The organism is Larkinella rosea (assembly GCF_003858635.1).
Classification (GTDB): Bacteria; Bacteroidota; Bacteroidia; order Cytophagales; family Spirosomataceae; genus Larkinella; species Larkinella rosea.
This window is the reverse complement of the sequence record NZ_RQJO01000007.1, coordinates 361155-376065: the sequence shown is the minus strand read 5'-3', so window position 1 is coordinate 376065 and position 14911 is coordinate 361155. Positions and strand designations below refer to the sequence as shown.

The following is a 14911-nucleotide window of genomic DNA, read 5'->3' as shown; positions in this document are numbered from 1 at the left end:
ATATTTGTCCATCGAATCGAAGGTAAACAACAACATGCGAATTCAATCGGACAAACCGCAGCCACCCCAATCGGCACTGACGGAACTGGGACGGATTGCCGTGGGTGAGAAAGTGGAGCGATCGGGGCAGGTGGTTCCCAGCAGCATCGATAGTTTTCGCATTCGCGGGGATCATGCCGAAACCGTCCATAAAATCTACGGGGAAACCATCACCGAATTGCCCATCCTGTTCTACTCCGATCAGGAAGAACTGGTCTGCAACGAACGGCTCGAAATCCGCACGGCCGACGGCAAGCTCTTTGGTTACGGCGACAACCAGACATTTCACATCTGGAACGACGAACTGAAGAAGTACGCCGTGACAACCACCGAACGACGTCCTCAGATCATGGACGAAACCGTTGCGTTCGTACAGAAGAACCTCCCACCCGGTAAAGCCAAACTGATTCGGTGGTTACCGGTTTTGACACTTCGGTTCGTAATTCGAGATATTCCGCTGCTGGGCTACTGGCAGTTCAGCACCCGGGCTGTTCAGACCACGATTCCTAATCTGCGCAACAAATTCGACGAGTATAAGAAGTTGTTCGGCAGTGTGCAGTATCTGCCGTTTTTATTGAAGGTCAAAAAGGTCAAAACGAATAAACCCGGTATGGTTTATCAATATCCGATTGTCGATCTGGTGCCGCAGTTTTCGTTCGAAACCGCCCACCGTTTGGCTCGCTATCTTCGCGAAAATCCAAACGCCGACGCCAGCCGCTGGTTGAGCGAGCAGGGCGAAAAACCGGAGCAATTGCCATCGTCTGCGGAGTGAGCTTTGATAATAGTATCTGAGTGCTGAAAAAACCGGCTATATTTAAAAGTAAAACTTGCCAGTATACAGTATACTAGAGCAGTATCAAAAATACATCCAAATCAACCCCACTATTCGGTTCGGAAAACCGTGCATCATAGGAACACGCATTGCCATTCAAGATATTTTAGGCTGGCTTCCGGAATGAAGAAATTCTGGACGATTTCCCAGAATTGACTACGGACCAGATTCGGACCGCATTGGCATTTGCTGCCGATAGCGAACGTCGTACCCGCCTATTAGCTGCCTGATGAAACTACTTCTATATGCGAATTTGTCATACCGGTTGGTTAAAAAACCAGCTGAGATTTATCCAGATTGTCAACATGTAACTCGTTCAGGTCTACCCATTCCCGCTGAAGATATAGCCAACCAAACGGTCGAATGATCATCACAAACGACGATGATTATTACAATCTGGCAAATTTGTACGGTTTTCCACCCAAAGTTGTTCTTATACGCATTGGCAATCAATCTACTCAGGCAATGGCTGACACATTGATCAAACATTATGAGGACTTGAAAAACGGATACGATTCACCAGACACCGGTCTGCTTGAATTATTCTAATTGTTTCTCCTCACACAATCAACTTATACCCCACTCCACGCACATTCACAATCTGCACCTGCGGATCGTCTTTCAGATACCGGCGCAACCGGGTAATGAACACATCCAGACTTCGTCCATTGAAAAAACTGTCGTCCCCCCACAGATCCAGCAGCACGGCCGAACGCTCCAACACCTGATTGCGTTGTTCGTAAAGTCGTTTCAGCAGTTCGGCTTCGCGATGCGACATGGCCGTTTCGGCGCCGTTGAACGCCAATTTCTGTTTGGGATAATCGAACTGGTAACTGCCGATGCGCAACCGGTCCGGCATCGGTGGTCGAAGCGATCGGTTGCGGTTGAGCAATGCCTGAATCCGAACGATCAACTCGTCGATGCTGAACGGTTTTTTCAGGTAGTCATTCCCCCCCAACTCAAAACCACGCACCACATCGGCGGTTTGCGAACGGGCGGTCAGGAAAATAATCGGCACGTCGGCGTCGATCTGCCGAATGCGTTCGGCCAGCGTAAAACCATCGAGTTTAGGCATCATCACGTCAGCCACCACCACGTCGGGCCTGTGTTGCACATACTGCCCGAATCCCTCCTCGCCATCAGCCGCGTACCAGACCGTAAATCCGCGCACTTCCAGGCTGTCCCGGACAATCATCCCCAGCGAAAGTTCATCCTCAATCAAAAGTACAGTTGGCATAATTCTTTGAAAACAGTTATTACACAGAGGAATCAGAGGTCATCAGGGTTAATCAGAGAAAAACCCTGATGACCTCTGATTTTCTCTGATTAACCCTGTGTAACGCTTTTAATTCGGAATCCAGATACGAAACACACTCCCCCGCCCCGGTTCGCTGGAAACTTCGATGCGGCCACCGTGTTTTTCGACCACCTGCCGGACATACGACAGCCCAAGACCGAAGCCCTTGACCGGATGCAGATTCCCCGTCGGTATCCGAAAAAACCGGTCGAATATGGCTTCATGGTACACTTTCGGGATCCCGTTGCCATTGTCCTGCACCGTCAATCGCCAGCCGTTTTCATCGGTTTGACTGTTGATGCAGATTTGGACCGATTCCTTCGAATATTTGATCGCGTTGTCGATCAGGTTATTGATCGCATTCCCCAGGTGTAACCGATCGGCCTGAACACGGGCATTCTCCGGTTCGATTTCGACCTCAATGGCCACCGGTTTTTCCGAAGTGCCGGATCGCGCCTGCAACTGGTGATTGCCGACCACTTCCTGAATCAGTTCGGCCGGTTTCAGCCATTCACGATTCAGTTCCAGTTCCTTCTTTTCGTCGACGGCCATGTTCAGCACTTTCTCGACCAGATCGGAAAGGCGCTGCAGTTCATTTTTTGAGATATTCAGGTATGTTTTTGTTTTCAGCGGATCGTTCAGCGCGCCGAAATGCTGCATGGCTTCCACGGCCGCCGAAACCGTTGCGATCGGCGTTTTCAGCTCGTGCGTCATGTTGTTGATAAAATCGTTCTTGATTTCCGACAGTTTTTTCTGCTTCAGGATCGTCGATAACATGTACAGAAAACACCAGATTGTCAGGGCCATCAGGAGGGCCGAACCCGCCAGCAACCAGTCCATTTTCCGCAGAATATACCCCGTCGGCGTATCAAATGACGCTTGCAGAAACTGGTTTTTGACCGGATTAATGGGCATGGGCGAGGTTTTAATCGGCCCTTCCATAACGACCTGCGCTCTATTCTGCATCTGTTGCCTGAACAACTCCGGTTTTAGTTGAATCGTGTCCAGTTGAAAGGTTGCGTCGATATCCCGCAACCGCAACTCAGCCCGGTAGGTTGAGTCAAATTTTTCCAGATTAAACCGGTGATTGCCGGCCCAGTCGGCAATCAGTACATTGGATATTTTTCGGGCAATGGTATCGATAAAAATACGGTCTTTCGATTGTCGGGTGCTGCGAATGACGCGTACTTTCATTCGCTCGCCATTGTCTGGGCCGGAATGATTGATCCGTACAAAAAGACTGTCCTTCACCCGATTGACTGCAAACGGTTCTTCGGATTCGTCGTCCAGTGCCGGTTCCCGAAACTGAAGCCGCAAGCGCTGCGGTCCTTTGTCTAGCCCGACCCGAAATAACCGCCGGGCATCGTTAAACTGCTGTTTTTCAACCGCCGAAATAAACGCTCCCCGAACCGTCCGCCGAAATTGCTGCTCGTGCAGTTGATAACTGGTATACAGCCAGTAAGTCTGAAACGCCAGGACGCCCGGAATACAAACCGTCATTAGAACAAAAATCGACCGAATGCGCTGCTTCATAGATACAAATGTACCCCGCTTTCGGCGGACCGGCAACGAGTCTTAACACTGTTTAACACTAAATAACAGTGCTTTACATCCAGCCGCCCCATCTTTGTCCCAGCTTTTTTGCTAACCATCAAGCCCCATTTCCATATGCAAACATTCCGATTCGCAGCCGTTTTTCTAACCGGTATGGTGTTCGTTTCGCTGACAGCCTCCGCCCAGCCCAAATCCGGTAAAATTTTGTACGAAGTCATGCAAAAGGTCGATTTCTCCCAAATGAAAATCGTCATCAATGGGCAGGAAGTCCGGCCCGGCAGCGCCGACGCACCCGTCGATTTGCCGGAAACCCGTTCGTTTTCCCAGCAATTCATTTTTTCCGGAAACTACGGCAAGGAAGAGCAGGATCGCAACGGCGGGGGCGGTATGACGATCCGCCAGGTGAACATGGACGTGCGGCAGGATGATCGAGGACCCGGAGGACCGGCAACTGGCGGACCCGGTGGGATAGCTGTTCCCGATGGGCGCGGAAACCGGAATTTCAGCGGTCGTCCGTTCGAGCGAAATCTGTATTTCGATCTGGCCGCGCAAAAAGCCGTTGAAGTGGTGACGGTTAAAAAAGATTCGGTGAGCAAATCCTACCAGATGGATCTACCTATGAATAAGGTGACCGGCTGGCAGGCAAGCGATAAAACGAAGAAAATTGCGGGCTATCTCTGTAAAAAAGCAACGGTGCCCTTCCGGAATGTGTCTTATACCGTGTGGTATACCACCGAATTGCCGTTCACCTATTCACCCATTCCCAGCCTAACACCCGAAAAAGGCGTTGTTCTCCAGATCGAGAGCGATAATGAAGCCTTTAAAGCAACAAAGGTGGCAGAACAGAGCATCAACGAAAGCGATGTCGTTCCACCCAAAACCGCTCAGGTCGTTACGCCCGAAGAAATGAATACAGTACGCCAGAAAGCCATGGCCGATTTCCGCCAGCAAATGATGAATAATTTACAGCCGAGATAAACCCGGTTTACCGTTTTCGGTATACGGTTTTCGCCGGTCCGACGAAAGTGAAAACCGTATACCGAAAACCGCTTAACAACCTGAAATACGCCAGCCAATGCGCTTACTTCTCCCTTTTTGCCTCCTTCTGATTAGCTATACGACTGCGGTGTCGCAATCACTGCGGGGCAGCGTAGTCGACTCCACGACCCGAAAACCGCTCATGGAAGCAACGGTTTCACTCCTGTCGATTCGCGACTCATCAGTGGTTACATTCATGATTACGAATGGTGACGGTGCGTTTACTTTCCATAAAGTTGCCGCCGGAACCTACCGGATTTTGATCACGTATGTCGGATACCGCAACAAGTCGAAACGGATTACGATTACTTCCGAAAAACCGGTGACTGAGGCCGGAACGTTTGAAATGACCACCCAGGCCGTCAATCTGAACGAAGTGGTGGTGAAACAGGAAGGCCCGCCGATTGTCATCAAGCAGGATACAGTCGAATTCAACGCCAACTCATTTAAAACGCAGCCGAATGCGATGGTGGAGAACATGCTGAAGAAACTGCCGGGCGTGGAGGTCGACCGCGACGGAACGATCAAGGCGCAGGGGCAGGAAGTCAAAAAGGTGCTGGTCGATGGAAAACCGTTCTTCGGGGATGACCCCAAAATGGCGACCCGCAACCTCCCCGCCGATATCATCGACAAAATTCAGTTGTTCGATCAGCAATCCGACCAGTCCCAGTTTTCGGGCATCGACGACGGCGATCGGAACAAAACCATCAATCTGGTCACCAAAAAAGACAAGCGGAAAGGCTATTTCGGCCAGCAATCGATCGGAGCCGGACCAAATGAAACGAGCGACGATGTGCGGTACGCGGCCCGTCTGAACCTGAACCGGTTTAACGGAAATCAGCAAATTTCGCTCATTGGTCAGGCGAATAACATCAATCAGCAGGGCTTTACGGGTCAGAATATGTTTGGCGGAGGAGCCGGTTTGGGTGCCAATTTTGGCGGTGGGGGTCGCGGAGGTGGTGGAAACAACGGCGGCAACTCGAACGCCATCACCCGGACGTTGGCGGGCGGATTGAATTACCGCGACCAGTGGGGCAAAAAAGCCGACATTGCCGCCAGCTATTTCCTGAACGACCTCAATACCGTAACGGATCAGCAAAGCCGTCGGCAGTATGCGTTGCCCGACACCTCGTATCAGGTCAATCAAAACAGTACATCGCGAAATCAGGTCACCAGCCACCGGTTTAATATGCGGCTAAATTTCCAGCTCGACTCGATGACGACGCTGCGCATCACGCCCGGTTTTACAATGCAAAATTCAGAATATCAAAGCATTAACCGATCACAAACGCTAACGAATGACGCCATAGCCAGCGTTCAGCAACTGGATTCGGCGAACCTGATCAACACCAGCAACACGAATTACAATTCGACCGGAAACGGGATATCGGGAAATAATAACGCGTTGCTGATGCGGAAGTTTAAACGCAAAGGTCGTACACTGTCACTCAACTGGAGCCTTGCCGTCAACAACCAAAATACGGACGGAATTAACCAGTCGGTCAACGCGTTTTTTGGCCAAACCAGTGGGCGAAAAAATCAGAACATCAACCAGCGGAATGAGCAAACCAGTAAATCCGTGACCAATTCGATTAATTTGACGTATACCGAACCGCTGTCGCTGAGCAAAACGCTGGAATTCCATTACAGTTATTCGAATAACCGCAACACCTCGAACCGAACCGTAAACGACTTTGATGAATTGACGAAGGATTATTCCGTATTTAACCCAACGCTGAGCAATAACTTCGTAAATAACTACATGACCAATCGCTTGGGTTCAACGTTTCAAAACAAGCGATTGAAATACACCTATGCCCTGGGCTTCGACATGCAGCAGGCCGATCTTCAGAGCGATAACCGGACAACGGATGTGGAATTACGAAAAAGTTTCACGAACCTGCTTCCGAACGCTTTGTTTACGTACACGTTCAGTAAAAACCGCACGTTACGCTTCAATTACCGGAGCCGAACCAATGCCCCTTCGGTTTCGCAGTTGCAACCGGTCCCCGACAATACCAATCCGCTGAACATCCGACTCGGTAATCCGAATCTGAAACAGGAGTTTACAAACACGGTTTCGCTCAACTATAATACCTTCCAGCAGACCACTTTCCGGAGCTTTTTTGCAATGCTGAATGCGACCCAAACCAACAATAAGATTGTGAATGCCACCACATTTACCAATCAGGGCGCACAAACCACCCAACCCGTGAACACAAACGGGTATTACACCGTGAGCGGTTTTCTGGGGCTTGGTCGGCGCATCCAGCCCATTAAAGCCAACGTCAATTTAACGAGCAATGTCAATTTCAACCGGGGGGTTAGTCTGGTCAATCAGCAAACCAATCGTTCCCAAAACTGGACGTTCAGCCAGGGTGCGCGAATCAATTCCAATTTCGACGATAAACTGGAATTTGGCGTCAGTGGCAACATCAGTTACCAGACGGCATTATATTCTCTACAGACCTCCCAAAACACGGAGTTCTTTAACAAATCACTCAGCGGTGATCTGTATTATCAATTGCCTTTCCGGCTGGTTGTTACCACCGATATTACGTACAATAATTACTCGGGCAAATCGGCGGGAGCGGTCCAGAATTTCGCCCTGTGGAACGTGGCTTTAACGCGGCAATTCTTCAAAAATAAACAAGGTGAACTTCGGCTGCAGGTCTATGATCTACTGAACCAAAACCGAAGCGTCGTCCGAAATGTGACGGAAACCTATACCGAAGAAACGAATAGCCGAATTCTAAACCGGTATTTTATGCTCAGTTTTACGTATAACCTGCGGAAATTCGGCAGCGGTCGGCAGTCGCAGCGCACCGATCGCAACGGACGGGAAGAGCGCAATCCGTTTTATCAACCGAGAGGCATGCCGCGTTCGGGCGGACGCAATTAAACCGCCTGACTCAGCAAGAAACCCATTGGCTTCATTTACTTAATTCGCTGACTTTCAACCTCCTGCCGCATCAGAAAGCTGTTACTTTTTTTAGTTAACCCGAAAAACCATCGCACTTTTCGGTTAAAAAACAGTATAATCTTATTATAATAAGCTTTGTATTTAAAAAGCTTATCCTGAGGAAATGACCGACTCGCTTACCACTGTCCAGATTGAACATTCGCGTCATTCCGATGAGGAGTTGTGGTCGATTTACCGCACAGGAAATCAGCAAGCGCTCTCGTTCATTTACAGTCGGCACGTCAAACCGCTCTACGCGTACGGACGGAAATTCAATGCGGACGGCGATCTGGTCAAAGATTGCATTCAGGATTTGTTCAGTGAGCTGATGCAGAAATCAGCCACAGTTTCCGAAACCGCCAGCGTTAAAAATTACCTGATGAAATCCCTGCGACGGAAACTCCTGGCCGAGAGCCAGAAGCGGGTTTTTTGGCCCCTTTCCGCCGATTATGCCTTCGAACTGATTCCCAGCATGGAGGAGCAAATGATTGAAACTCAGATGAGCCAGGAAGCAACCAGCCAGGTCCGGAAAGCGGTTGCCCAACTGACCAATCGGCAGCAGGAAATTATTTATCTAAAGTTCTACCACGACCTTGATAATCAGTCGATCGCCGAAGTCATGTCGTTGACTTATCCGGCGGTTTGCAACCTCATTTCCAAGTCCTTAAAGTCCATTCGAACCATTCTGGCGAATTCTCTTTTCCTGCTTTTCCTCCTCACGATCGACCGGTTTTAAGCTTTTTTCAAATACACTCGGATACTCCCGGCCAAAAATACGCTGGCCAGCCTGCACGTCCTGCCCTGGATTTTATTATTACACCACCGTATCTCCGCTTGCAGAATTCCGGGATTAGCTGGCACTTCCCGGCGTCTTTTCCGGCAAGATTCCCATTTTTTAAAAAATTTCTCCAAATAATTGGTGAGTTTAAAACCGTACCCTCCTATTAAGGGTAGAAGGTTTCAACACCAGGTTGTCGAATAAATGCTCCGCCCAATGAACTGGTTGCCCGAGATGCTGTTACAAAACGCCGAGTTTCGCCATTGGGTGCTGAAACCGACGGACGAACTCAATCAAAAGTGGGACGCTCTGCTGGCCAATGCGACGGAAGAACAGCAACAATTTGTGCATCAGGCCCGAGCGGTTTTGCTGAGCCTGCCAACCGAACCTGAACTCTCCGATGCCGAAACCGCAACACTCTGGCAATCCATTCTGGACCAAAACCGGTCTCCGCAGGTGGTTCATCCGATGCCCGATTCCGGGCGGTTCCGGGTATCGCGCTGGTACCGGATTGCCGCTGTCCTGGCAGTGGTTTTTCTAGCGGGCTGGCGCGGCTGGCAAACTTACTCGGAGCGAATGATTGCCATCAAAACCGCTTTCGGACAAATCCGGCAGTTTAATCTTCCCGATGGCTCGCAGATTACGCTCAATGGCAACTCAACCCTCTCCTATCCAGCCAATTGGTCCAATCAGGAGCAACGACAGGTTTGGCTGGAAGGTGAAGCCTACTTCAAGGTGACGAAACACCGGTTTCAGCAACAACCCGTGAAGTTCGTTGTGCATTCGGCGGATGTAAATATCGAGGTGTTGGGCACCCGGTTTAATGTAAAAAATCGCCGGGGGATGGTCAACGTCGCCCTGAATGAAGGAAAAATCCAAATCAGCCAGTTAGCCAGTCTGAACAGTCAATCCAGCATGGTCATGAAACCGGGCGATGTGGTTGAGTTTTCCAATGTGCAGAAAACCTTCCGGCAGCAACAGGTGAAACAACCCGAAATTTATTCATCCTGGACTCAGAAGGTGCTGATTTTTGACAATACGCCATTGCAGGAAATCGCCCAGACGCTCGAAGATACGTATAAACTAAACGTGACGTTCGCAGACGATTCGCTGCGTCATCTGACCTTCACCGGTAATTTGCCCACCAACGATCCGAACACCATTCTGAGAACATTATCCAAGGCTTTTGATTTACAGGTTACACGAACCAATGAGCAGCAAGTGACGATCCAATCCCGATAATTTCATGGATTAACCTTTATTCCTAAACCATCCATTTATGTACATGTTACGAAGGACCGCATTCGCACTGGCCCTGCTGGGCTTTTCTTTGCCATCGCCGGGGCAAAGTTTTGCGCGGCTTACTCCTGATCAGGAAACCAAACCTGCGTCAAACAGGATGGAAAGTCCGCAGGCACTGGAGCAGGTTTTGCAGACGATTCAGGCCCGGCAAAAGGTATTTTTTAACTACAGTAACCGGCTCATCCAGAATAAGACAGTGGTCGTTAATCTGGACGAAATTACGAACGACAACCTGGATAAACAGCTGAACGAGCTGCTTCAGCCGCTGGGCCTCCAGTTTGAAAAACAATCCGGACGCCGGTATCTGATTTTCCAGGTCACGCCGAAAAGTACCAAAACCGCCGATCCAGCCACCAGCCGGGTTGAAACCGCTCCGGCCTTCATTTCACCAACACTCCTCCATGAATCAACGGCCATTGAAGTTACCGGTCGCGTAACGGCGGGCGACAACAAAGAACCGCTGCCCGGCGTCAGCGTCATCGTTAAAGGAACGACAAAAGGGACGACGACCGACGCCGAGGGGAAGTTTCGGCTGGACGTTGCGGACGAAGCTTCAACGCTCATTTTTTCGTTCGTGGGTTATTTGCCCGAAGAAGTGGTTGTGGCCAAATTAAAGGTCATCGACGTGGTTCTGAAAGCCGATACCAAAGCGCTCGAAGAAATCGTGGTTGTCGGCTACGGAACTCAGAAACGAGCCGACATTACCGGAGCCATTACGTCAATTTCCGAAAAATCACTGCGGGAAGTGCCGGTCACCAATGCCCAGCAGATGTTGCAGGGCCGGGCCGCCGGGGTTTATGTGGTTCAGAGCAGCTACAAACCGGGGTCGGGCGCAACCGTTCAAATCCGGGGTCGCCGGTCGTTCAGCGCTGGAAACGACCCGTTGTATGTTGTCGATGGGATTCCCATTGCGGGCGGTTTTAACGACATCAACCCGAGCGACATCGTGTCGATGGAGGTGCTGAAAGATGCGTCTGCCACCGCGATCTACGGTTCAAGGGGTGCGAATGGGGTCGTTATTATTTCGACCAAACGCGGAACGCCGGGACGAATCACCGTCAATTACACCAATTACCTGGGCGTTTCGACCATATCGCGCTACGCCAACATGATGAACGGCGCCGAGTTTGCCGCCTACCGCCGGGAAGCCGCCCGCACGGCCGGGCGCTACGACGTTGAAAAACCGGCCGAGTCGGACAAACTGCTCTTCGAACCGGTCGAACTGGCTTCCATTGCCGAAGGTCGCTCGACGGATTATCAGCGCATGGTGGTCCGGAACGGTTTTACCAACAACCACGACCTGAGCATTTCGGGCGGCAGCGACAAAACCCGGTTCAATATTTCGCTCGGGTATTTTCGCGACAAAGGCATCATTCCGGGGCAGGATTTTACCCGGTTTACAACCCGCATCAACATCGACCAGAAGATCGGCAAACGCTTCAGCGTCGGAACATCCATGCTCGGTGCGTACAGCATTCAGAACGGTGCCGACCTCAATGTCTATCAACTGGCCCTGCAGGCCAACCCGCTGGGCGTCCCCTATGGCCCGATGGGAAATCTGATTTTTCGCCCGACCAACGATGCCCTGATTACCAACCCCATGTCCGATCTGGTGAAGGGCGCGGCTATCAATGTCAATAAGCGGTTTCGGCTGTTTACGAGTCTGTACGGCGAAGCGGAAATTCTGGACGGCTTGAAGTTTCGGATGAATTTTGGTCCCGATTTGACGAAAAGTAACATTGGCAATTTTCGCGGAAAATTCACCAACGCCAACCAGGGTGGGGTTCCGTCGGCAAATGTGGCCGACGAATTTGTCTTTAATTACACCTGGGAAAATATCCTGACGTACAAGAAAACGCTGGCCCGGCTGCATACGCTCGACCTGACCGGTTTGTACAGTATTCAGGCGCGGACGCAGGAAAACCTCTCGGCCAACGTGCAGGGGCTGCCGGTCGAATCGCTGCAATTTTTCAATCTCGGTCAGGGCAGCACCATCAACAGCGTGGGCAGTGCTTATTCCAAATGGGCGATTCTGTCGTACATGGGGCGGATTAATTACGCGTTCGACGACCGGTTTTTGCTGACCTTCACCGGGCGATTCGACGGTTCGTCGCGGTTTGCACCCGGCAATCAGTGGGGCTTCTTCCCGTCCGTAGCCCTGGGTTGGAACGTGATCAACGAAGATTTCCTCAAAAGCAGCAAGGTTTTCAGCAACCTGAAACTGCGCATGAGCTACGGCGAAACCGGAAATACCGGCATCGATCCGTACCAGACACAGGGTTTGCTGACGCGGACTACCTATGATTTCGACGGAACGGCGGCTTATGGGTATCGCCCGGGAACGATCCGGAACAGCAACCTGAAATGGGAAACCACCAGTTCGGCCAACATCGGTGTCGACTTCGGCGTGTTGAACGAACGGATTACCGGTTCGGTGGAATTTTACCGTTCGACCACCCGCGATCTGCTATTGCCCCGGGTTTTACCCACCACCAGCGGTTTTACGTCCATTCTCGAAAATGTCGGTTCGACCCGAAATACCGGTTTTGAGTGTACCTTATCGACCCGCAACATCACCGCGCAAAACGGCGGTTTTACCTGGTCGACGGATTTCAATTTCTTTACCAACAAGGAAAAAATTCTGGAACTCTCGCAGGGAAAGACCGATGACGTAGGGAATGCCCGGTTTATCGGACAGCCGATTTCGGTTTTTTACGATTACGAACGCATCGGAATCTGGCAATTGGGCGAAGACAAACAGGCGGCTCAATTCAGCTCGAAAGTCGGTCAGAACAAAATTAACGACCGCAACGGCAACGGCGTGATCGACCCCAACGACCGGATGATTTTGGGCACTTCGGTTCCGAAATTTACCGGCGGTTTGACCAACCGGTTTTCGTATAAAGGTTTTGACCTGTCGATTTTCCTCTTCGCCCGATTCGGGAATATGATCCAGAGCGGTTTTCACGACGGTTCGATTTTCGCACTGGCGGGCCGGTTCAACAATTTTAAAGTGGATTACTGGACGAAAGACAACCCAACCAACGCCTATCCGCAACCGAATCTGTCGCAGGAACGGCCGTTGTTCAACTCCACGCTGACCTACTTCGACGGTTCGTTTGTCAAAGTACGGAACATCAATCTGGGTTACAACCTGGCATCCGGATTCGCCAAGAAACTGAAAGCCAACGCCATCCGGGTATACGGCAGCATTCAGAATCCACTGATGTATGCGCCATACGTTCAAAAACACAACGGCATTGATCCGGAAATTCCGACTTCCGACACGCCCCTTTCCCGCCAGTTTCTGGCCGGCGTTAACATCACTTTCTAACGAGCAATCCGATGAAAAAGACACTCATTTGTACCCTGATCGGCCTGAGCATTTTCACCTCTTCCTGCAACAGTCTGCTGGTGGAAGACGTGCGTTCGCAGATTACCGACAACTACCTGAATACGCCCGAAGGTTTTGAAACTGCCGTCAATGCGTCGTACAGCCACATCCGGATCTTTTACGGACAGGAAGAGGGCGGTGCGCTGTCGGTTTTCGGGACCGACGAATTCACCAACGGCTACGGCGGCACGTTCATGAATCTGAACTTCTACGACAGCGGATTGAATCCCCGCGCACCCGTACTGGCCACGTTGTGGGACAATATGTACATCGGCATCAACAACTGTAACGCCGTGATCGGTCGGGCCGACAAGGTGCCGGGGCTCGATGAAAAGGTCAAAACGACCCGAATTGCGGAGGTGCGGTTTATGCGTGCTTACTATTATTTTCTACTTGTTCAAACGTTTGGGCCGGTGCATATTTCGCTGAAGGAATCGGAAGGTGTGGTGGTTACGGCAACACGCTCGCCCATCAAAGACGTTTACAAAGTCATCACTGACGACCTGGATTTTGCCATCGCCAACCTGCCCGCTACGGCTGCGATTTACGGACGTGTTTACAAATCGGCCGCCGAATTTCTGTTGTCGAAAGTCTATTTGACCCGAGCCGGATCGGAAGCTGCCGGAGCCGACGACTACGCGAAAGCCGCTGATCTGGCCAGGAAAGTGATCGCCAATACGAACCTGAGTCTGCTCAGCAGCTACCCCAAAATTTTCGAACAGGGCGCGGGTGAAAAAAACAGTGAAGTGGTTTGGGCGATCCAATACAGCACGGATTTACTGACCACCGGCCTCGGCAATTCAGCCCACTTATATTATCTGGCGGAGTATGACCGGCTTCCCGGCATGCAGCGCGACATCGCCAATGGTCGGCCCTGGGTGCGGTTTAAGCCGACGATGTTTACCGTCATGAATCTGTTCGACCGGAAAAACGACAGCCGCTACGAAGCTTCGTTCAAATTTGTTTTTTACTCGAATAAACCGGGTACGTATACCATCGGTCAAAAACAGGTGACGTTTGCGCAGGGCGATACCGCCATCTGGGTCGCCGACCGCGAACTAACGGCCGCCGAACTGGCGAAGAAAAATTACAGCGTTTATCCGCCCAGTGCCTATAATGACCGGATTTATCCGACACTCACCAAGTTTCTGGACCCAACCCGGGTCAGTGTGCAGGAAATGCGGGGGTCGCGGGATTTTCTGGTTTTCCGACTGGCCGAAGCCTACTTAATTGCTGCCGAAGCACTGATGATGAGTGGGAAGAAAAGCGAAGCGCTGACGTACATCAATGCGGTTCGGGCGCGGGCAGCTAAAAAAGGCTCGGAAACCGCCATGAAGGTGACGGAAGATCAGCTAACGATCGACTTTATTCTGGACGAGCGCGCCCGTGAATTGCTGGGCGAATACGTCCGCTGGTTCGATCTGGTCCGGACCGGGAAACTGCTCGAACGGGTGAAGAAATACAATCCTGACGGGGCTAATCAGATCCGGGATTTCCACGTCCTGCGTCCCATTCCCCAAACTCAGATTGACCGAACGGAGGGTGGGATTCAGGCTTTCCCGCAGAATAAAGGATATTGATTGAATAGCGAGAGAGAAATGTCAGCCCACGATCCAAACCGTGGGCTGATAATTATTCTTTGGCATACCCACTTATTATAATAGGCTAAATTCTTCTGAAAACCCGGTTTTTCAGTATCTTTAGATTGTTTTGCA

At 50.9% G+C, this 14911-nt stretch carries 9 protein-coding genes and 2 pseudogenes; 9 read left to right on the top strand and 2 right to left on the bottom strand.

The window, feature by feature from the left end:
• Positions 1-34 precede the first annotated feature (34 nt).
• The 3 genes and pseudogenes from EHT25_RS01815 (at position 35) to EHT25_RS33410 (ending at position 1420) form a co-directional block, all read left to right on the top strand.
• Positions 35-811 (top strand): recombination directionality factor, encoded by a 777-nt coding sequence (locus tag EHT25_RS01815; protein WP_124869765.1) that lies wholly within the window; start codon positions 35-37, stop codon positions 809-811.
• A gap of 55 nt (positions 812-866) precedes the next feature.
• A pseudogene (locus tag EHT25_RS01810) lies at positions 867-1101 on the top strand (DUF433 domain-containing protein).
• Positions 1101-1420, top strand: a pseudogene (locus EHT25_RS33410) (DUF5615 family PIN-like protein). Before EHT25_RS01810 ends, EHT25_RS33410 begins: the two co-directional pseudogenes overlap by 1 nt.
• A gap of 10 nt (positions 1421-1430) precedes the next feature.
• Here the strand turns inward: EHT25_RS33410 and EHT25_RS01800 are convergent.
• Together EHT25_RS01800 and EHT25_RS01795 are read right to left on the bottom strand one after the other, a co-directional pair.
• Positions 1431-2108: a response regulator transcription factor gene (locus tag EHT25_RS01800; RefSeq protein WP_124869762.1), complete on the bottom strand. Its 678-nt coding sequence runs from the start codon at positions 2106-2108 to the stop codon at positions 1431-1433.
• Positions 2109-2216: 108 nt separating this feature from the next.
• Positions 2217-3701 carry a sensor histidine kinase gene (locus tag EHT25_RS01795; RefSeq protein WP_124869759.1) on the bottom strand — a complete coding sequence of 495 codons (1485 nt, stop codon included), beginning with the start codon at positions 3699-3701 and terminating at the stop codon, positions 2217-2219.
• Positions 3702-3836: 135 nt separating this feature from the next.
• On the opposite strand from EHT25_RS01795, the gene EHT25_RS01790 reads away from it, so the two are divergent.
• The 6 genes from EHT25_RS01790 (at position 3837) to EHT25_RS01765 (ending at position 14776) form a co-directional block, all read left to right on the top strand.
• Complete coding sequence (locus tag EHT25_RS01790) at positions 3837-4700, top strand: GLPGLI family protein (protein ID WP_185731252.1); 864 nt, start codon at positions 3837-3839, stop codon at positions 4698-4700.
• Between the two features lie 97 nt (positions 4701-4797).
• Positions 4798-7662: an outer membrane beta-barrel protein gene (locus EHT25_RS01785; RefSeq protein ID WP_124869756.1), complete on the top strand. Its 2865-nt coding sequence runs from the start codon at positions 4798-4800 to the stop codon at positions 7660-7662.
• 184 nt (positions 7663-7846) lie between these two features.
• Positions 7847-8458, top strand: coding sequence for an RNA polymerase sigma factor (locus EHT25_RS01780; protein WP_124869753.1), 612 nt, complete (start codon positions 7847-7849; stop codon positions 8456-8458).
• 258 nt (positions 8459-8716) lie between these two features.
• Positions 8717-9742 (top strand): FecR family protein, encoded by a 1026-nt coding sequence (locus EHT25_RS01775; protein WP_185731251.1) that lies wholly within the window; start codon positions 8717-8719, stop codon positions 9740-9742.
• Positions 9743-9785: 43 nt separating this feature from the next.
• Positions 9786-13136, top strand: coding sequence for a SusC/RagA family TonB-linked outer membrane protein (locus EHT25_RS01770; protein WP_185731250.1), 3351 nt, complete (start codon positions 9786-9788; stop codon positions 13134-13136).
• A gap of 11 nt (positions 13137-13147) precedes the next feature.
• Positions 13148-14776 carry a RagB/SusD family nutrient uptake outer membrane protein gene (locus EHT25_RS01765; protein WP_124869744.1) on the top strand — a complete coding sequence of 543 codons (1629 nt, stop codon included), beginning with the start codon at positions 13148-13150 and terminating at the stop codon, positions 14774-14776.
• The last annotated feature ends 135 nt before the right edge of the window (positions 14777-14911 follow it).